Origin of the sequence: Bradyrhizobium sp. SPXBL-04 (assembly GCF_051853035.1) — a bacterium.
GTDB lineage: Bacteria > Pseudomonadota > Alphaproteobacteria > Rhizobiales > Xanthobacteraceae > Bradyrhizobium > Bradyrhizobium zhanjiangense.
In genome coordinates, this window is sequence record NZ_CP182472.1 from 8,239,217 (window position 1) to 8,257,088 (window position 17,872).

At 65.6% G+C, this 17,872-nt stretch carries 18 protein-coding genes, 1 tRNA gene, 1 pseudogene and 1 riboswitch; of the genes and pseudogenes, 7 read left to right on the forward strand and 13 right to left on the reverse strand.

Going from position 1 to position 17,872, the window contains the following annotated elements:
• Nucleotides 1-86: 86 nt before the first annotated feature.
• The 8 genes from ACNJX8_RS39220 to ACNJX8_RS39255 form a co-directional block, all read right to left on the reverse strand.
• Nucleotides 87-1,019 (reverse strand): sugar-binding protein, encoded by a 933-nt coding sequence (locus tag ACNJX8_RS39220; protein ID WP_061879645.1) that lies wholly within the window; start codon nucleotides 1,017-1,019, stop codon nucleotides 87-89.
• Nucleotides 1,020-1,115: 96 nt separating this feature from the next.
• Nucleotides 1,116-2,198, reverse strand: a complete 1,083-nt coding sequence (locus tag ACNJX8_RS39225) for an ABC transporter permease (RefSeq protein ID WP_164935101.1) — start codon at nucleotides 2,196-2,198, stop codon at nucleotides 1,116-1,118.
• Entirely contained in the window at nucleotides 2,198-2,956 is a 759-nt protein-coding gene (locus ACNJX8_RS39230) for an ATP-binding cassette domain-containing protein (RefSeq protein WP_439358961.1), read from the reverse strand. Before ACNJX8_RS39230 ends, ACNJX8_RS39225 begins: the two co-directional genes overlap by 1 nt.
• 12 nt (nucleotides 2,957-2,968) lie before the next feature.
• Nucleotides 2,969-4,291, reverse strand: a complete 1,323-nt coding sequence (xylA, locus tag ACNJX8_RS39235; RefSeq protein ID WP_128936866.1) for a xylose isomerase — start codon at nucleotides 4,289-4,291, stop codon at nucleotides 2,969-2,971.
• Nucleotides 4,292-5,746, reverse strand: a complete 1,455-nt coding sequence (gene xylB / locus ACNJX8_RS39240; protein ID WP_439358963.1) for a xylulokinase — start codon at nucleotides 5,744-5,746, stop codon at nucleotides 4,292-4,294. It abuts the gene before it with no gap.
• 81 nt (nucleotides 5,747-5,827) lie between these two features.
• The gene (locus ACNJX8_RS39245) at nucleotides 5,828-6,871 is read right to left on the reverse strand and encodes a LacI family DNA-binding transcriptional regulator (RefSeq protein WP_128955817.1); all 1,044 of its coding nucleotides are present in this window, start codon (nucleotides 6,869-6,871) and stop codon (nucleotides 5,828-5,830) included.
• Between the two features lie 124 nt (nucleotides 6,872-6,995).
• A complete protein-coding gene (locus ACNJX8_RS39250; RefSeq protein ID WP_164935111.1) occupies nucleotides 6,996-7,460 on the reverse strand; it encodes a GNAT family N-acetyltransferase in 465 nt (154 codons plus the stop codon).
• Between the two features lie 42 nt (nucleotides 7,461-7,502).
• Nucleotides 7,503-8,084, reverse strand: coding sequence for a helix-turn-helix domain-containing protein (locus tag ACNJX8_RS39255; protein ID WP_128942033.1), 582 nt, complete (start codon nucleotides 8,082-8,084; stop codon nucleotides 7,503-7,505).
• A 181-nt stretch (nucleotides 8,085-8,265) separates the two neighbouring features.
• On the opposite strand from ACNJX8_RS39255, the gene ACNJX8_RS39260 reads away from it, so the two are divergent.
• Nucleotides 8,266-9,258 (forward strand): alpha/beta fold hydrolase, encoded by a 993-nt coding sequence (locus tag ACNJX8_RS39260; protein ID WP_439358965.1) that lies wholly within the window; start codon nucleotides 8,266-8,268, stop codon nucleotides 9,256-9,258.
• A 4-nt stretch (nucleotides 9,259-9,262) separates the two neighbouring features.
• On the opposite strand, the gene ACNJX8_RS39265 is transcribed toward ACNJX8_RS39260, so the two are convergent.
• A tRNA-Gly gene (locus ACNJX8_RS39265) sits at nucleotides 9,263-9,336 on the reverse strand.
• Between the two features lie 173 nt (nucleotides 9,337-9,509).
• Here ACNJX8_RS39265 and ACNJX8_RS39270 point away from each other — a divergent pair.
• From ACNJX8_RS39270 to ACNJX8_RS39295, 6 genes and pseudogenes are all read left to right on the forward strand, one after another.
• On the forward strand, nucleotides 9,510-10,088 hold the full coding sequence (locus ACNJX8_RS39270) for a methylated-DNA--[protein]-cysteine S-methyltransferase (RefSeq protein WP_128936872.1): 579 nt from the start codon (nucleotides 9,510-9,512) through the stop codon (nucleotides 10,086-10,088).
• A 10-nt stretch (nucleotides 10,089-10,098) separates the two neighbouring features.
• The gene (locus ACNJX8_RS39275; protein WP_128936873.1) at nucleotides 10,099-10,938 is read left to right on the forward strand and encodes a helix-turn-helix transcriptional regulator; all 840 of its coding nucleotides are present in this window, start codon (nucleotides 10,099-10,101) and stop codon (nucleotides 10,936-10,938) included.
• Between the two features lie 128 nt (nucleotides 10,939-11,066).
• Entirely contained in the window at nucleotides 11,067-11,426 is a 360-nt protein-coding gene (locus ACNJX8_RS39280) for a hypothetical protein (protein WP_128936874.1), read from the forward strand.
• Nucleotides 11,427-11,530: 104 nt separating this feature from the next.
• On the forward strand, nucleotides 11,531-11,890 hold the full coding sequence (locus ACNJX8_RS39285) for a VOC family protein (RefSeq protein WP_164935100.1): 360 nt from the start codon (nucleotides 11,531-11,533) through the stop codon (nucleotides 11,888-11,890).
• A gap of 151 nt (nucleotides 11,891-12,041) precedes the next feature.
• A complete protein-coding gene (locus tag ACNJX8_RS39290; protein WP_439358968.1) occupies nucleotides 12,042-12,443 on the forward strand; it encodes an SRPBCC family protein in 402 nt (133 codons plus the stop codon).
• 113 nt (nucleotides 12,444-12,556) lie between these two features.
• Nucleotides 12,557-12,986, forward strand: a pseudogene (locus ACNJX8_RS39295) (hypothetical protein).
• Nucleotides 12,987-13,083: 97 nt separating this feature from the next.
• Here the strand turns inward: ACNJX8_RS39295 and ACNJX8_RS39300 are convergent.
• The 4 genes from ACNJX8_RS39300 to ACNJX8_RS39315 all read right to left on the reverse strand — a co-directional run bounded on the left by ACNJX8_RS39300 (nucleotide 13,084) and on the right by ACNJX8_RS39315 (nucleotide 17,646).
• The gene (locus tag ACNJX8_RS39300) at nucleotides 13,084-14,529 is read right to left on the reverse strand and encodes an MATE family efflux transporter (protein WP_439358970.1); all 1,446 of its coding nucleotides are present in this window, start codon (nucleotides 14,527-14,529) and stop codon (nucleotides 13,084-13,086) included.
• A gap of 324 nt (nucleotides 14,530-14,853) precedes the next feature.
• Nucleotides 14,854-15,906, reverse strand: coding sequence for a hypothetical protein (locus ACNJX8_RS39305; protein ID WP_439358971.1), 1,053 nt, complete (start codon nucleotides 15,904-15,906; stop codon nucleotides 14,854-14,856).
• A 104-nt stretch (nucleotides 15,907-16,010) separates the two neighbouring features.
• Nucleotides 16,011-16,424 (reverse strand): PAS domain-containing protein, encoded by a 414-nt coding sequence (locus ACNJX8_RS39310; protein WP_439358973.1) that lies wholly within the window; start codon nucleotides 16,422-16,424, stop codon nucleotides 16,011-16,013.
• 115 nt (nucleotides 16,425-16,539) lie between these two features.
• Nucleotides 16,540-17,646, reverse strand: coding sequence for a 2'-deoxycytidine 5'-triphosphate deaminase (locus tag ACNJX8_RS39315; RefSeq protein ID WP_128936881.1), 1,107 nt, complete (start codon nucleotides 17,644-17,646; stop codon nucleotides 16,540-16,542).
• Nucleotides 17,647-17,755: 109 nt separating this feature from the next.
• Nucleotides 17,756-17,835: riboswitch (SAM riboswitch) on the forward strand.
• Nucleotides 17,836-17,872: the final 37 nt, after the last annotated feature.

Below are 17,872 nucleotides of genomic sequence, written 5' to 3' on the forward strand. Positions count from 1 at the left end.
CCTTCCAACGGTCCAAATCATCTCCCCCGCTCGCGAAAACCGCAAGCGGGGGAGGCACGCAGGAGCGCGGGGCTGGCGGCGCGTTCCTACTTCAACATCTGCGCGACGTTGTCCTTGGTCACGAGGTCGAGGCCGGTGTAGACGATCTCCGGCACCTTCTCGCCCTTCTTGATGGCGAGCAGCGTATCCATCGCCTTCTCGCCCATCTCGAACGGGCGCTGACCGACCAGCGCGTTGGCATAGCCGTCGCGCAGCAGTTCGAGCTGCATCTTGAGCGTATCGGCGACGACCAGCGTGAACTTGCCTGAATCGATGTCCTTCTTGTTCCTGGAGGCGAACGCCTTGAAGCCTTCGGGCGCGAACATCGGCCAGCCGCCGATGGGAACAATGGCCGCAAGGTCCGGCGTTGCTGTGCGCATGTCCGTCATCTGCTGCACCGCCAGCGCGGGATCGTCGTTGCAGAAGGTCGGCGAGCCCGCGACCTCGGTCCATTTCGAGCCCTTCAGCGCCTCGCGAACGCCGTCGACGCGTTCGGCGAGGTTCTTGGCGCCGGGACCGCCGGAGACCATCGCGTATTTGCCGCCGTCGGGCCGCATCTTCAGCAATTGCTTGCCGAGGGCTAAGCCGAACTCCTTGTTGTTGGTGCCGATATAGGCGATGCGCTTGGAGCCCGGCGCATCGGCATCGAAAGTGATGACGGGAATGCCGGCGGCGGTCGCCGCCTCGATCGACTTGGTCATGGCCGCGACGTCGGCGACCGAGATGGCGAGACCGTCAACCTTCTGCGTGACGAAGTCCTGGATGATCTGGGCCTGCGTCGCCGGCTCATGCTCGACCGGACCTTTGTAGATGCACTCGATATTGCCGAGCTCCTTGGCGCGCTTCAGGCAGCCGTCGCGCGCGAAGTCGAAGAACGGATTGTTCATCGCCTTGGGCACGATGACGAAGCGGTAGTTCGCAGCGAACGCCGGCGTTGCCATCATTGCAACAGCGATGCCGGCAAGAAGAAGTTTCCTCATTGTCTCCTCCACCCTTCTCTTGCGCCTATCCTCTCAAAGAAGCGTCCGGGAAGCGGATAGGCGGCATGTTCGTTGCCCTCCCGAAACGACGTCACCTCAGCTCATCCGCGAACGGATCCGGTCGACCAGCACGGCCAGGATGATGATCACGCCCACCAGCGTCTGCTGCCAGTAGGAGCTGACTTGCGCCAGCACGAGGCCGTTGCGGATCACCTCGAGCAGCACGCAGCCGACGATGGCCCCCAACGGACCGCCGATGCCGCCGGCCAGATTGGCGCCGCCGATGACGGCCGCCGCGATCACGTTGAGCTCGTAGGATGTCGCCATGTTGGCGGGCGCCGATCCGAGCCAGCCGGAGATGATAATGCCCTGGAGCCCTGCCGCGAGCGCGCAGATCACGTAGACCTCGATCTTCACCCGCACCACCGGAATGCCGGTGAGCTCGGCCGCCTTCTCGTTGCCGCCGAGCGCGAAGACGTGACGGCCGAACGAGGTGTGGTGCAGCACCACGGCCATCGCCAGCGCGAGAACCACGAGATAGATGAAAGGCACGGGCACGCCGAGCACGTCACCCGAGGTGAGCGCATAAAAATAATCGGCGTCCGGCCCGCCCGGAAAACTGCCGCGGCCGTTGGAGACGACATAGCCGAGCCCGCGCACGATCGAGAGCATGCCGAGCGTTGTGACGAAGGGCGACAGGCCGAGCACGGCGATGCAGAAGCCGTTGACGAGACCGGCGATCAGCGCGACGCCGAGGCCGGCGAGAATCGACACCAGCAGGATCAGGCCCGGCACGTTGGCCAGCACGGTCTTGCCGTCGGCCGCCATGTGCACGAACAGCGAGCCCGCCGGCGAGCCGGGCGCCGACAGCTCGGTCATCACCATCGAGGTGATCATGGCGGAGAAACACATCATCGAGCCGACCGACAGGTCGATTCCGCCGGTGATGATCACGAAGGTGACGCCCAGCGTCGCAATGGCGATGAAGGAGAAGTTCTTCGCCACGTTCTGCATGTTGCCTTCGGTGAAGAAGTATGGGCTGGCGAAGTGCATGATCACCAGCAGCACGGCCAGCGCGAGCAGGACATAGCCGGTCTGGGAGGCGAAGATACCGCGCTGCCACCATCTGATCCGGCCGATATTGGTGAAGCTGATCGGGGATTCCATGGGCATGGCCATCACGCCGCCTCCTTCGCGCCGGTGATGAGAGCGGTGACCTCCTCGGGGGAGGTCTGGTGGATCGGCTTGTCGGCCCGCTTCTCGCCGCGGCGCATGACGACCACGCGGTCGCACACCGCGAATACGTCGGGCATGCGGTGCGAGATCAGCATCACAGCGACGCCCTGCTCCTTCAGCCGGTGAATCAGGCCGAGCACCTGCTCGACCTGGCGCACCGAGATCGCGGCCGTCGGCTCGTCCATCATCACCAGCCGCGCGTTGGAGAGCCGCGTCCGCGCGATCGCGACGGCCTGGCGCTGGCCTCCGGACATCTGCTTGACGAGGTCGTCGGGCCGCGTCTCCGAGCGCAGCTCGCCGAACAGCTCCAGCGCGCGCGCCGCCATCGCCTTGTGGTCGAGCAAGGCAATGGGTCCGAGTTTGCGCTTCAGCTCGCGGCCGAGGAAGACGTTGGCAGCCGCGGTCAGATTGTCTGATAGCGCAAGGTCCTGGTAGACGACCTCGATGCCGACGGCGCGGGCATCGACCGGCCGGTTGAAGTGGACCGCGCTGCCGGCAAAGCGGATCTCGCCGTGCGTGGGGCGGAAATTGCCGGCGATGATCTTGACCAGCGTCGACTTGCCGGCGCCGTTGTCACCCATCAGGCCGACCACTTCGCCCGGGAAGACCTGCATGTCGACGTCGTGCAGCGCGCGGATCGCGCCGAACTCCTTACCGATGCCGGTCAGCTCCAGGACCGGGGTCGCGTCAGCATTTGCCATCAGCGGACTTCCTCAGACGTAGCGGTTGACCAGGGATTCCAGATATTCCTGCCGCCCCGAGCGCGGCTGCGGGTCGAAGCCGGGGCCGAGCGCACGGTCGGCGAGATCGGCGAGCGAACGCTGGCCGCCAAGAATGGCCCGGCCCTCGGGGCCGGCCCATCCCTCGTAACGCTTCGCAAGCGGCGTGGTGAGCGCGCCGGCGTCGAGCATGTCGGCGGCGGCGAGGAACGCGCGCGCGCAGGCATCCATCGAGCCGACATGGGCATGGATCAGATCGTCAGGATCGATTGACTGCCGCCTGATCTTGGCATCGAAATTGAGCCCACCCGTGGTGAAGCCGCCGCGGTTCAGGATCTCGTGGAACACCAAGGCGAGTTCCGGCACGTTCATCGCGAACTGGTCGGTGTCCCAGCCGAGCAGATCGTCGCCGCGGTTGATGTCGAGCGAGCCGAACACGCCGAGCGCCTCGGCGAGCGCGACCTCGTGATGGAACGAGTGGCCGGCGAGGATGGCGTGGTTCTGCTCGATGTTGAGCTTGACGTCCTTCAGGAGATCGTAGCGCTCGAGGAAGCCGTAACAGGTGGCGACGTCGAAATCGTATTGATGCTTGGTCGGCTCTTTCGGCTTCGGCTCGATCAGGATTGGGCCCTTGAAGCCTATTCTGTGCTTGTGCTCGACGACCAGCGAGACGAAGCGGCCGAGCTGGTCGAGCTCGCGCTTGAGATCGGTGTTGAGCAGCGTCTCGTAGCCCTCGCGCCCGCCCCACAATACGTAGTTCTGGCCGCCGAGCCGATGCGTCACCTCCAGCGCGGCGCGGACCTGGCCGGCGGCATAGGTGAATATCTCGGGGTCCGGATTGGTCGCGGCACCCGCCATGTAGCGGCGATGCGTGAACAGATTGGCGGTGCCCCAGAGCAGACGGACCTTCGCGGAGGCCATCTTCGCTTCGAACAGATCGGCGATCGCGTTGAGATTGGCGACGGATTCGGCGAGCGAAGCACCTTCCGGCGCCGCATCGACGTCATGGAAGGTGAAGAACGGCACGTCGAGCAGGCGAAACAGCTCGAAGGCGGTATCGGCCTTGGCCCGCGCCAGCGCCATCGCATCATTGCCGTGGTGCCAGGGTCGCAGGAAAGTCTCACCGCCGAAGGGATCGCCGCCCGGCCAGCAGAACGAATGCCAATAGCAGACCGCAAAGCGCAAATGATCCTCCAGCCGGCGGCCATGCACGAGGCGGTCCTTGTCGTACCAGCGGAAGGCGGGGGCGTTTCCTGCATCCTCACCGCCGAAGGTGACAGGAGCGCTTGCATCGAAGAATTTGGCTGACACGTTCACTTAAAGAGACTCCTTCAATGCGGGATAAAGCGCGCGCCACCGCCGATAGGCCTCGTCATAGGCCGCAGTGACGGACGGGCGGGGTGTGAAGCTCGCGAGCCGCCGCGGGGGTTTGCAGACCTCCGCCGGAGCTTCGCCGGTCGCGGCGATGCGGCCGAGACGCGCAGCGCCGAGCGCGGCGCCCACTTCACCTTCCTCGATGCGATGAACGGGAATGCCGAGCACGTCGGCGCAGATCTGTGCCCACAGCGGCGAGCGCGAGCCGCCGCCGACGAGATCGACCTCGGCAAGCGGCCCACTCGCTGCGCTCAGCGCCGCCAGATTGTCGCGCGCGGCAAAGGCGACGCCTTCAAGCACGGCCTGCACGATCTGCGCCCGCGCGGTCGCGCCGCGCAAGCCGACGAAGGCGCCGCTGGCGGCGGCATCGTTGTGTGGGGTGCGCTCGCCATCCAGGTACGGCAGGAAGGAGACGGGGCTCGGTCCGTCGACGCGCTCGCCGAGCGGCGCCAAGAGCGCTGCGGCCGGCGTCTCCATCACGCCCGACAGCCAGGCGAGCGAAGCCGCTGCCGACAGCATCACCCCCATCTGGTGCCAGAGGCCGGGCAGCGCGTGGCAGAAGGCATGCACGGCCGAAGCGGGCGCTGGCGCGAACCGGTCGGTCACGCGGAAGACCACGCCGGATGTGCCCAGCGACAGGAAGGCATTGCCCGGCGCGATCGCGCCAAGCCCGATCGCGCTCGCCGCATTGTCGCCGGCGCCGCCGGCAACCACGACATTCCCGGTCATGCCCCAGCGCTGCGCATATTCCGGCGCGAGCATCGCGCTCACTTCGCTGCCCTCGACGAGGCGCGGCATGTGGTGCAGATCGAGCCCGGTGGCATGCAGCAACAGGGCCGACCAGCGGCGCAGACCGACATCGAGCCACAGCGTGCCAGCCGCGTCCGACATATCCTCGACCATTTCGCCGGTGAGGCGATAGCGAACATAGGCCTTGGGCAGCAGCACCTTTGCCACGCGGTCGAAGATTTTTGGCTCATGCCGCGCGACCCAGAGCAGCTTCGGCGCGGTGAAGCCGGGCATGGCGAGATTGCCGGCGATCGCGTGCAGCGACGGACAGCGCCGCTCCAGCGCTGCGCATTCGGCCTGCGAGCGGCCATCGTTCCAGAGAATCGCGGAACGCAGCGGCCGGCCATCCTCGCCAAGCAGAGTTGCGCCGTGCATCTGGCCTGATAGCCCGATGCCACGGACCGCGGCGACTTCGCGCGGATGGCGGGCGGCGAGATCGTCGACCGCGCCGATCGCCGCATCGGCCCAGGCATCAGGGTTCTGCTCGGACCACAGCGGCGCGGGATGCGACAGCGCAAGCTCGCGCGCGGCCGTCGCGACAATCGCGCCGGCTTCGCTCACGAGCACCGCCTTCACACCGGACGTGCCGATGTCCACGCCGAGATACACGCCATCCTCCCTTTTGCCTATCGCGGTGCGCGATCTTGATGTCGCGTTCACCGCTGAGAGCCATTTCGAAATCCACTGCCGCTAGGGCAGATTGTCCCGCATCACGATGTCGATCCTGATCTTCTCCTGCTCGCGCAAGATCGGCTCGCCGCGGGCGAGCGCGAGCAGAACGCGCACGGCAGCACGCGCTTCGTGGCCGGGGTTCTGCGAGATCGCCGCATCCATCACGCCCTGCAACAGCAGCCGCCGTGTCAACGCGGTGACGTCGTGCCCGACGAACACCACCTGCTTGTCGCGGCCGGCATCGGTCAAAGCCTTGGCCACGCCTTGCGTGCCGGCGCCGACGTTATAAAGGCCGACAATGTCGGCATGCCTGCCGAACAGCCGCGCCAGCAGTTGCTCCGAACGCTCGTCCTCGTCGCGCCCTTCCAGCACCGGCAGCACGCTAAGATCGGGGAATTCCGTCGCCATCACCTGGTTGAAGCCGAAGATGCGCTCGGCGTGGTCGCGCAGGCCCTGCGAGCCCGCGACGATCGCGACCTTGCCGGACCTCTGGCCGACCAGCCGCCCGACCAGCGCGCCGGCGGTGCGACCCGCAGCGATGTTGTCGATGCCCACATAATGATGGCGGCCCGAGGACGGCACGTCCGAGACCAGCGTCACCACCTTGGTGCCGGCATCGACGAGATCGTTGATGGCGGCGCGGACGCCGGGATGGTCCAGAGCCACCACTGCGATGCCGTCGTAATCGCCCGAGAGCGACTCCAGCGAGGCCGCGAGCGCGGAGGGGTCGAACACGTCGGTTGCGACCATCTCGACGCTGAGGCGGCGGGCGGACAGCCAGGCCGACATTTCACCGAGATAGGCTTCGATCTGCTGCATGAACGGATTCGGCCCCGACGGCATCACGAAGGCGAAGCGCCGGACGCGGCTGCGGGCGAGCTCGGCGGCGGCGACGTGTGGCTGGAACGCATTGCGCTCGATCGCTTCCCTGACGCGCCGGACCGTGTCCGGCCGGACGCCCGGACGGTTGTGCAGGACGCGATCGACCGTCGCGAGACTGACGCCGGCTTCGCGGGCGATGTCCTTCAGGGTCAGCGCAGTCGGGGTGAGCGTCTCGGCCATGGCTGAAGGCTAGCAGAGGTGTTTTGAGGTGCGCAACTCATTTTGAGGGATGCTGGTCATTTTCCTCCCTCCACAGCTCCCGCGAATAGGTTGAGGTTGGATGCGCCTCGCGCCGGTCTCAGGCTCAGCCGGTGGTCAGGTCGAGCGTCAGGAACAGGCTGTTGGGGTCCTCGACATAGAACTCGAATGGGCCGCAGGCGACGAAGCCGTGGGCCTGGTAGAGGGCGTGCGCGGGCTTGAAATAGTCCCAGGAGCCGGTCTCTAGGCTGAGCCGCGCCATGCCGCGCACACGGGCTTGCGTGATGATGTGGCGGAGCATCTGGCCGCCGAAGCCGCGCCGGCGCGTGGTCTGCAGCGTGTGCATCGACTTCACCTCGCCGTGGTCAGCCGAAAGCGTCTTCAGCGCGCCGGTGGCGACCAGCGTCTCGCCGTCCCAACCTGTCCAGAACGCGATATCAAGCGCGCGAAGCCCCGCGAGATCGAGCGCATGGGCGCTGCCAGGCGCAGTCTGCGCCCGCGCCGCCGTGACGTGATGATCGAGCAGCGCGATGACGCGCGGATCAAAGGTGTCGCCGGTGCGGATCTGCATCGTCAAGGCTTCACTCCAGCGTCTCGGATCGCGTCAGTGCCATCACATCTTTCCGTAAGAGGCGCCGCGCCGCGTGATGATGACGTAGCGTGCATCCTGACGGGTCTCGTTCTCGAACATCACCGCGCGCATCACGTCGAAATCCAGACAGTCGCCCTCGCGCAGCCGCACCGCCTTGGCGTCGATATGCACGGCGATCGCGCCCTCCAGCATCAACAGTTGCTGGGTGAAGGCGTTGCGGCCCCAGGGACTGTAGGAAACGCGGGCGCCGGCCGGCAGGTCGACGACGATGATCTCGATGCCGCTTGCCGCATCCGGCGGCGAGGCGTGACGCCGCCGGTAGCCGCTGTCGGGATCGCGCCAATGCGGCTGGTCGGCCAGCCGCACCAGCCGCTCCGGCGGCTTCTCGGCCAGCGCGACGACATCGCTCAGCGACACATCCAGCGCCGCGCAGAGTTTTCCGAGCAGTGCGGCCGTCGCACTGCTCTGCGCCCGCTCCACCCGCCCGATCATGGCCCGGCTGACGCCGGACCGCGCCGCAAGTTCGTTCAACGTCATGCCCGCCTGCGTCCTCAGCGTCTTCAGGCGCCGACCGATCGCGCGATCGAGTTTCTGCTGGTCCATTTTTTCAGCCCTGGCCTTCATCCAAGCGTTGCCCGGCGCAACGACTGCATGCCGCCTGGGCAAGAGCCTAAACTGGGCGAGAGGCGAACGCCGGGAGCGACGGTGCAATATATTAGAATCTTTGCGCAGCCTGGAGGCCCGATTAGGATGCTCCCAACAATCATGTCAGGGAGGCGACGACATGGGCGAGCCGACGCAGCGGACGATCAAGGCCAACGGCATCAGCCTCAACATCGCCGAGCAGGGCGAGGGGCCAATGGTGCTGCTCTGCCACGGCTTTCCGGAAGGCTGGTACTCCTGGCGCCACCAGCTCGAGGCGCTGGCAGCGGCCGGTTACCACGCTGTCGCGCCCGACATGCGCGGCTACGGCAAGAGCGACCGGCCGGAAGCGATCGACCAATATACGATCTTCCATATGATCGGCGATCTCGTCGGCGTGCTCGACGCGTTCGAGGCCAAGGACGCCGTTATCGTCGGGCATGACTGGGGCGCGACAATCGCCTGGCACACGGCGCGCCTGCGTCCCGATCGCTTCCGTGCCGCCGCCATCCTCAGCGTACCCTATCGCCCACGCAGTCCGGTGCGGCCGACCAGCGTCATGCCGCAGACGGCGGATGCGCAGTTCTATCAGCTGTACTTTCAGGAGCCGGGTGTCGCCGAAGCGGAATTCGAAAGGGATCCGCGCGCAACACTCGGCGCCATGCTGTTTGGCGGTTCCGGCGAAGGGGCGGCAGCGATCCGCGCCAATGCCGAGCGCGCCGGCAGGACCGCCGGCGTCGGGATGGTCTCGCGCAAGGACGACATGTTGCCGAAGGTGCAGGTGCCGCTGCCCTCATGGCTGAACGGCCCCGACCTCGACCATTATGGCGCCGAATTTGCCCGCAGCGGATTTCGCGGGCCGCTCAATTACTACCGCAACATCGATCGCAACTGGGAGCTGATGGGCGCCTTCGAGGGCGTGAAGGTGGTCGTGCCATCGCTCTTCATCGCCGGCGACCATGACATGGTCCTTGCCTTCCCCGGCGCCGCCGAGCATCTCGCCAACATGAGACAATGGGTGCCGCAGCTACGCGAGATCAAGATGCTGCCGGGCTGCGGACATTGGACGCAGCAGGAGCGGCCGGCGGAGGTGAACGCGGCGCTCGTGGAATTCCTGCGAAGCCTGCCGAACTGAAGCTTGGAGCGGGCGAAGGGAATCGAACCCTCGTATGCAGCTTGGGAAGCTGCCGTTCTACCATTGAACTACGCCCGCGGATGCGCAAGCCGCGCGCCTCCTGATTAGCCGAGACGGCGCCGCGCGCCAAGCGCTTTGGCGCGGCCGGCCTGACGCTTCTTAACGTTTTGGCAAGATTCCAGGTGCGCCGGATTGTGGCGGTGTTATGATCGCCGGTCTGGGCAGAAACGTGCACTGAGTGGGGCGTGTGCATGGTGGGGCGTGTTTACGCGATATTCGACACGGCCATAGGGCGCTGCGGCATCATCTGGAGCAGCACCGGCGTGGTCGCCGTGCAATTGCCCGAGGCGCGGGAGATCGACACCCGCCGCCGGATTTTTGCGATCCATCCCGAGGCGCGCGAGCAGCGGCCGTCCGAGAACGCCGAGCTTGCGATCGAGGGCATCGTAGCTCTGCTGCAAGGCAGCGACCCCGATTTTTCCGACGTCAGCCTGGACGCCGGCGGCGTGCCCGGCTTCAACCGGCGCGTCTATGAGTTCGCCTGCACCATTCCGCGCGGGGAGACTCGCACCTATCACGAGGTCGCCAAGGCGCTGGGTGCCTCCGGTGCCGCGCATTCGGTGGCGCAGGCGATCGCGAAAAATCCCTACATGCTGATCGTGCCCTGCCATCGGGTGCTGGAGGCCGGCAACTATACCGACCGGCTCTCGCCTTACGGCGGCGTGATCTCCAAGCGGCGGCTTCTGGCGCTCGAGGGCGCTCATCCCGTCGCCAGCAAGACGCTGTTCGAAGTGCTGCTGCCCGTTGCCCCGCCGCGTGCCCCCACCTAGATAAGGCGGCATGGACGCGACCACGCTGCTGACGACACGCTCGATGACCGTCTCCGAGTTTCGCTGCGATGCGGGACCGGACGACACGCCGTTTGCCGAATGCCGCACCGGCCATTCCATCGCCTATGTCCGTTCGGGCAGCTTTGGTTGCCATTGCCGCGCCGGCTTCTTCGAACTGGTGGCAGGCTCGATGCTGGTCGGCGCCCCCGGCGAGGAATACACCTGCACGCATGAGCACGTGTCCGGCGACGTCTGTCTGGGCTTCTTCCTCAGTGAGGACCTGGTCGACGCTCTTGGTGGACGTCGCGAGGTCTGGCAGATCGGCGCGACGCCCCCGCTGCCCGAGCTGATGGTGTTCGGTGAACTCGCCCAGACGGCGGCAGATGGCAACAGCGACATTGGCCTCGACGAAATCGGTCACATCCTGGCCGGCCGCTTTATCGATGTCGCCTCGGGCAAGGCGCGCAAGCAGACACCACCGACCGCGCGCGACCGACGGCGCGCGGTGGAAGCTGCGTTGTGGATCGACGACAATTCGCAATCCGAAGTCGGCCTGGAACAGGCCGCGCGGCAAGTGGGCCTTAGCCCATTCCATTTCCTCCGACTGTTCTCGAGCGTGCTCGGTGTCACCCCGCATCAATATCTGGTGCGCTCGCGCTTGCGACATGCGGCGCGGCTACTCACTGATGAAGACATCGCGGTCACCGACATCGCTTATGACGTCGGCTTTGGCGACCTCTCCAACTTCGTCCGCACCTTCCACCGAGCCGCGGGCGTGTCTCCGACCAAGTTCCGTCAGGCCTCGAAGGGGGAACGCAGCATTTTTGGGGAACGCCTCGTCCTCAACTGAGACAGGCCCGGCATCGCAGGTAACCGTCTGTTGACCAGACAGGCGCGACGCGCTGGCGCCCGCGGCACATCGCGCTGTACTACAACCGAAGGGCGAATCAACGCCCCGTCAATGCGGCGAGCCGGCAGATGGACAGTCCCTCGGGTAACGTGATTGCGGCCACGCTGATCGCGCTTGCCGTGGGGCTCGCCTTCATCGCGGGCTGCGCCCTCTATTACGGCCGCCAGATCAACTCGCGCAAGATTCCGATGCAGTGGGGCCCCGATGGAGAGCCAACCTGGTTTGCACCACGCCTCATCGGGCTCTGGTCCAGCTTTGGAGTCACGGCGATCCTGTCCGCGTTCCTGCTCGTCCTCGCCCTCCATAAACCGCACAAGCTCACGGCATTGATCGTCGCAACGGTTAGTGTGATCGGAGCCAACATGTGGGTCCAGCTGTATCACCTAAAGCGGGTGATCCGGTGGCAGGCGGAGACGCCGGCGACCTAACCGGCCACCGAGCGCAAGATTTTCCAAGAGCGTCCCACCTCCCCTCGACTAGCTTCGGCTCCGGCGCGCGCCAGTTGCGGCGCGCTTTGCAAATGGAGACGAATATGTACGACCACATCGGATTGCGCGTTGCCGACCTCGACGCTGCCACGCGCTTCTACACCGCGGTGCTGGCGCCGCTCGGCCATGTCCTGTGCTCGAGCGGCGACGGCTATGCCGGCTTCGGGCCGAAGGGCGAGCCGGCGCTGTGGCTGCACCTGAACAAGGGACGCAAGGCCGACGGCGCCCACATCGCGTTCCGTGCCAAGGACCATGACGCGGTGAAGGCGTTCCACAGCGAAGGCCTGAAGAACGGCGGTCGCGACAATGGCGGCGCCGGCCCGCGCAAGGACTACAGCCCGACCTATTATGCGGCGTTCTTGATCGACCCTGATGGCAACAATGTCGAGGCGGTTTGCGTGTGAGCTTTAGCCGCTTACGAGACTTCGTAGGGTGGGCAAAGCGAAAGCGTGCCCACCCTACCAATACTGTCTCCGCGGAAAGACTCTGGGTTGCTTCGCTACGCTTGCAATGACGGTGTTTGTGGCGATCACCTATTGAATCAAGGACATCTCCATGGCCTCCATCCACAATGACATTCCCCTTCCCGCCTCCGCGCACGATGTCTGGGACGCGGTGCGCGATTTCGGCGCGCTGCATCAGCGGCTGGTGCCCGGCTTCGTCACCGCCTGCACCCTCGATGGCGACGCGCGCATCGTCACCTTCGCCAATGGCTCGGTGGCACGCGAGGTACTGGTCGATTGCGACGACGCGCGACAGCGGCTGGTCTACGCCATCAGCAACGAGCGGCTGAAGCACTACAGCGCCTCGGTGCAGGTGATTGCCGATGGTGAGAAACGGTGTCGCCTGGTCTGGATCATCGACATGCTGCCGAACGAGCTTGCGCCTTATATTCAGGGGCAGACCGGCGAAGCCGTGACCGCCTTGCACAGAGCGTTTCCGCCCGCGGCGGCCTGATCATCCTCCGTGAGTTTTCTCACAGAGCTCCGCCCTCGCCAGCCATAACCATGGCGACGTGCGCCCGGTTGGTTCCGCTCTCCCGGCGGAGCCACGCACGCGAGGAGCATGCCATGAGAGGTGCGGACAAGGTGATCTGTCAGGCGGCCGCCGTGCTGCTGTTGTTGTCGATCGCGAGCTCGCCGGCGAAGGCGCAGTTCGCAGGTTTTGGCGGCGGCGGCGCCGGCGGCGAGGACATGATGACCCAGATGGCCCCGATGCTGGAAATGATGAAGGCAAAGATGGGCAAGCGCCGCTTTGCCATGCTGATGCAGACCATGGGCCCGATGATGAGCCGCATGATGGAGAATGGCGGCGGCGGGGTCGGCGGGATGATGGGCGGCGGCTTCGGTGCGCCGAACTACGGCGGTTACATCCCGATGGGTGGAGGCGGCTATATGCCGACCGGGCTCGGCGGCATGGGCGGCGGCGACATGATGGCGATTGATGCGGCTCGCCAACACCGGCGGCGGTGGCGGCCATCGCCGCCATAGGCATCGCTAAAGCATGATCCGGAAAAGTGCGCAGCGGTTTTCCGAAAAGATCATGCTCAAACAACAACCTAAAGCGCGATGACGATTCATCCTAATCTCATCGCGCTTTAGTCGGCAGCACCTGACAGAGCTGGCCTGATCGCAGATTTCGTCTGGCGCGGTCCCCAGCGGGTCAGCACCACACTGGAGCACGACAGCAGGCCGAGCACGACCATCGAGCTCGCGGCCAGCCAGAAGAAGCTCTGCGCGGTGGCGTCGTGGGTCGACAGCCACCAGCCGACGGCTGCGATGTAGATCAGCCGCGCGGTCTGCGCCAGCACCGGCCCGATCACCTTCGCGGCGCCTTGCGAGGAGAAATACATCGTCGTTGCAAGGCCGAAGAAAGCGTAGAACGGTCCGACCGTTGACAGATATTGATGGCTCGCTGCGCGCACGGCGACGCTGTCGGTGAAGATATTGACCCAGAGATCGGGGAACATCGCAACGAAGCATGCCGGCGCGCCGACCGCCACGAAAGCGGCAGCACTGGCGATCCAGGCGATGCGCCGGGCGCGCGCGATGCGACCCGCGCCGATCGCCATCCCTACCATTGGCACACAGGCAATGCCGAACGAGAACGCGATCGAGGTCAGCAAAAACTCCAACCGCGCGCCGATGCCGTAGCCGGCGAGGATCGCAGTGCCGAACTTCGCCAGCATGTGGGTGAAGATCGAGATCGTCAGCACCGATTGCAGCGGCGAGAAGCAGGCGATGGCGCCGACCTTCAGGATGTCGAAAAACATCGCCCATTGGACGCGCAAGCCGCGCAGCCTCGGCGCGATGCGGGCCCGGCCGGAGAACAGGTACCAACCCATGATACAGATATTCATGGAGTAAGCGATCAGCGCGCCGGCCGCAACGCCCCGCATGCCGAGCTGCGGCACCGGTCCGAGCCCGAGGCCCAGCGTGCCGCCGAGCACGACCTGCCAAGCCGCCGAGTTGAGGATCAACAGCGACGGCAGCTTCATGTTGCCGGTGCCGCGCAGGACGCCGGCCATGGTGTTGAGCAGCCAGGGCAGCACCGCGCCGCCAAAAAACACCTGCGTGTAGGCGATTGCGTGGGTCAGCACATTGCCGCGGCCGCCGAGCAATTCCAGCAGGCGCGGCCCGAAGATCAGCATGCCCAGCATGAAGACGAGACCGAAGCTGATGCCGATCAGCATCGCGTGCACGGCGAGCGTTCCGGCGCGCTCGCGATCTCCGGCGCCGAGAGCGCGCGCGATGGCGGAGGCCACCGCGCCGCCCATGGCGCCGCCCGACATCGTCATGGTTAGGATCACGGTCGGAAACACCAGCGCCATCGCGGCCAGCGCCTCGACACCGAGCCGGCCGACATAAGAGGTCTCGGCGATCACCACGCACATGCCGGCCGATAACCCGATCACGTTCGGCCAGGCGAGCCCGAGCAGCGTGCGCAGGATCGGGCCGTCAGTCAGCGCGCTTCTGACCGGCCGCGGAGGCGGCGGCAGCGGGCGCTCCTGTGCATCGACCGGGATTTCGGCGATGTCGGACATGTCCTCTCCCGGGCACAAGCGCCAATTGCGGCGCGGCAATATCTAGGTGTGCCAATCGATTTCTTCGCGCGGAAAGCGCAACAGGGGCTTGTTAGCACGCTGCGCGCCGATTCCTCCTGCGTCAGGTGCAGGAGTGCCCTGCGGCAGCGGCTTTCCTTCTCCCTCTCCCCGTTCTTACGGGGAGAGGGCTGGGGTGAGGGGCTGCTGCGGCAAAGGCAGTGACAGTTGGACTCGTGGAGACTCCCGCTCACCCGGAATTTGCTTTCGCAAATTCCGGCCTCTCCCCACAGGCGGGGAGAGGCGAAGTGGTGGCGGCCCGCTCGCCTATTCAATCGTCCACACCAGCGGCGGGCGACCGCTCTTCGCGGTGCGCATGTGCACGCCGATGTGCCGCCCGCAGCCCGTGGCCAGCCCTTGGAACAACCCCTCCAGCACGTTGGTGCAGGCGGGGTGATAGTCGGTGACATCATCCATCAGCTTCCAGCTCTGCTGGCTTGTTTCGAACGCGCCTTCTGATTGCACCGTTTCGGACACATCGTCCTGCGCGGCGAACAGCGCGTTCAGGAACGATGCGAATTCGCGCGCACCGCCGCGGCTCATCGCCAACGCCGCCGCGATCTCGTCGAAATACTGCATGCCGATCAGCTTGCCGGTGAGGTGCAGCAGATAGCCGGCATCTTCCGGACCGAACAGCTGCACCATCACCGGCGCGGCGGTGCGGACATATTCCATCGCGTAGTTACGATAGGCTTTTTCCAGCCGCGGTTTCGGCCAGCTCGCAACCGGCAAAGCCGGCGCGGTCTTCGCATCGAACGTAGGGGCCTCCAGATGCCGCGCGAACGCCAGGCGCTGGTCGAGCTCGAGTGGGTGGTCGTATTGATGGTAATAGCCTTCGAGACCGTCCTGGCCATCGACGCTCTGCTTGGTGCAGACGAAGCCTAAGCGGAGATCGCCGAGCGCGACGCCGTTGTTGGCGTGCCAGCCGCGCAGCATCGCGCGGCTGACCTCGCCGGGCACGCCGCAGATCGCGGTGCCCTTCCAGATCCAGCGCGGCGGCGGATAGCGGATCCAGGCTTTGCGGTCGCTCTCATACATGTATTCGACATGCACGCCGCCGATCCAGTTGGAGAGATAGTGATATTGCGCAGCAGCCACCGCCGGCGGCAGATGACGCAGGCCGAGCTTTTCCAGGCCCGGCAGGAAGCGCTCCTGCTGCTGGCGGCGGAACACCCGGAAGACGAATTCTGCGGCATCCGCCGTGCCGCGCCGCGTGACAACGGTGAGGATCAGGCCCGTGAAGTAGGCGTGATAGAGATCCGCGACCGCGCGCCAGCGTTTCCATTGGGCTTCCTGCGCCGTGTCTGATGCGGCGGTCATGTTCGCTCCCGATCGTTGTTTCGATCGAGTGTGTCACTGCGCCCGGTGTCAGGCAACATGACGCGCATGCAGACCGCCCTGCACGGCAGCCCGTCAATTCCGCATCACGAATTTTGCGCGGCCTTGGCAGCGCGCTCGCGCTCGACGCGTTCCGTCACGTCGCGCGCCATCGCCACCGATCCCTGCACCGCTCCAGCGGCATCGCGCACCAGCGCGAAGGTCATCTCGATGTAGAGCTTGCGCCCGCTCTTGTGCAGCGCGCGTGTCAGCGTCGGACGCCCTGCAAGCTTCATCGTGCCGCTGGCAAGCGCCGCCTCGAAGCCTTTCCAATGCGCGGCGCGCAGATGCTCTGGAATGATCAGATCGAGATTTTGACCCAGCGCTTCCCCGGCGGAGAAGCCGAACAGGGCGGTCGATGCCCGATTCCAACGCGTGATCGTGCCGGAGCGATCCGAATAGATCAGCGCGTCCGCGACGTCTTCGATGATGTTTGCGTCGAGTTCGGATTGATCGGTCATCTCGCCACCTCGCCGGAATGTAGCCCGGATGGAGCGCAGCGTAATCCGGGATTGGTGCCACAAGCGAGAGAACTCCCGGATTACGCTTGCGCTCCATCCGGGCTACAGGATCGGGCTACACCCGAAAATGCTTCGATAGTTTGAGGCCCTGCGCCTGGTAGTTGGAGCCAATACGCTGGCCGTACATGGCGTCGGGGCGCGCCAGCATCTTCTCGTAGACGAGGCGGCCGACGATCTGGCCGTGTTCGAGAATGAACGGCACTTCGCGCGAGCGCACCTCCAGCACGGCGCGCGCGCCTTGCCCGCCGGCACCGGCATAGCCGAAACCGGGATCGAAAAATCCGGCATAGTGCACGCGGAATTCGCCGACCAGGGGATCGAATGGCACCATCTCGGCGGCGTAGTCGGGCGGGACCTGCACAGCTTCCTTGGAGGCGAGGATGTAGAACTCGCCGGGATCGAGGATCAGGCTGCCGTCGGGACGGGCCGAGATCGGCTCCCAAAAATCTTCCACTGCATAGCCGGAGCGGCGATCGACGTCGACGACGCCGGTGTGGCGCTTGGCGCGGTAACCGACGAAGCCGTTCGCTTTCTCACCCGACAGGTCGACGGAGACGGCGACGCCGCCGGAGAGATCGGCATCGTCGATGTCGACCAGGCGCTCGGTGGCATGCAGCGCATCGAGCTCGTCGGCATTGAGGATGGCGTCGCCGGTGCGGAAGCGCACCTGCGACAGGCGTGAGCCCTCGCGCACCAGCACCGGAAACGTCTTCGGGCTGATCTCGGCATAGAGCGGGCCGTGATAGCCGGCGCCGATCATGTCGAAGCGGCGGGTACCGTCGGCGATCACGCGGGTGAAGACGTCGAGCCGGCCGGTCGAGCTCTTGGGGTTCGCGGCCGCGACGATCTCCGGCGGCAGCGCGAGGCTTTCCAGCAGCGGCACGATGTAGACGCAATTGGTCTCGAGCACCGCGCCGTCAGCCAGGCTGAACTCGTGCAGCTTCAATTCGTCGATGCGCTCGGCGACGGTGGCGCCGGGACCGGGCAGGAAGCTGGCGCGGACGCGATAGGCGATGTCGCCGAGGCGCAAATCGAGGCTCGCCGGCTGGATCTGGCTTTCGACGAAGTCGTAGGCGGGCAGGATGAGCCCCGCCTCCGCCATCGCCGCGATCATGCGGTCGGGCAGGATACCATTGGCGTCGGCAGCGACCGTGAACGTCAACCGGGGATCCTCAGCAAGGGGCAACTCATCCCGATATACGGGAAATACTAGCCTTTTACGGCTATCCGATGGACGCCTTGACGGAAAGGGCATTGCGGAATATGAGCATCACTTATCCCGTGGTGATTTGAGCCGGCCGGCTTGCAGCCACGTTAAATAAGTCGCTAAACAGGCCGGGGACCTCTGTGATCCCGGCCCGTGGAGATATCCAGGCCGGTTTTTTTGT

Bases quoted from the DNA above. Each gene is read 5' to 3' on its own strand.
- ACNJX8_RS39220 (WP_061879645.1), bottom strand. From the start codon at position 1,019: ATGAGGAAACTTCTTCTTGCCGGCATCGCTGTTGCAATGATGGCAACG.
- ACNJX8_RS39225 (WP_164935101.1), bottom strand. From the start codon at position 2,198: ATGGCCATGCCCATGGAATCCCCGATCAGCTTCACCAATATCGGCCGG.
- ACNJX8_RS39230 (WP_439358961.1), bottom strand. From the start codon at position 2,956: ATGGCAAATGCTGACGCGACCCCGGTCCTGGAGCTGACCGGCATCGGT.
- ACNJX8_RS39245 (WP_128955817.1), bottom strand. From the start codon at position 6,871: ATGGCCGAGACGCTCACCCCGACTGCGCTGACCCTGAAGGACATCGCC.
- ACNJX8_RS39250 (WP_164935111.1), bottom strand. From the start codon at position 7,460: ATGCAGATCCGCACCGGCGACACCTTTGATCCGCGCGTCATCGCGCTG.
- ACNJX8_RS39255 (WP_128942033.1), bottom strand. From the start codon at position 8,084: ATGGACCAGCAGAAACTCGATCGCGCGATCGGTCGGCGCCTGAAGACG.
- ACNJX8_RS39260 (WP_439358965.1), top strand. From the start codon at position 8,266: ATGGGCGAGCCGACGCAGCGGACGATCAAGGCCAACGGCATCAGCCTC.
- ACNJX8_RS39270 (WP_128936872.1), top strand. From the start codon at position 9,510: ATGGTGGGGCGTGTTTACGCGATATTCGACACGGCCATAGGGCGCTGC.
- ACNJX8_RS39275 (WP_128936873.1), top strand. From the start codon at position 10,099: ATGGACGCGACCACGCTGCTGACGACACGCTCGATGACCGTCTCCGAG.
- ACNJX8_RS39280 (WP_128936874.1), top strand. From the start codon at position 11,067: ATGGACAGTCCCTCGGGTAACGTGATTGCGGCCACGCTGATCGCGCTT.
- ACNJX8_RS39285 (WP_164935100.1), top strand. From the start codon at position 11,531: ATGTACGACCACATCGGATTGCGCGTTGCCGACCTCGACGCTGCCACG.
- ACNJX8_RS39290 (WP_439358968.1), top strand. From the start codon at position 12,042: ATGGCCTCCATCCACAATGACATTCCCCTTCCCGCCTCCGCGCACGAT.
- ACNJX8_RS39300 (WP_439358970.1), bottom strand. From the start codon at position 14,529: ATGTCCGACATCGCCGAAATCCCGGTCGATGCACAGGAGCGCCCGCTG.
- ACNJX8_RS39305 (WP_439358971.1), bottom strand. From the start codon at position 15,906: ATGACCGCCGCATCAGACACGGCGCAGGAAGCCCAATGGAAACGCTGG.
- ACNJX8_RS39310 (WP_439358973.1), bottom strand. From the start codon at position 16,424: ATGACCGATCAATCCGAACTCGACGCAAACATCATCGAAGACGTCGCG.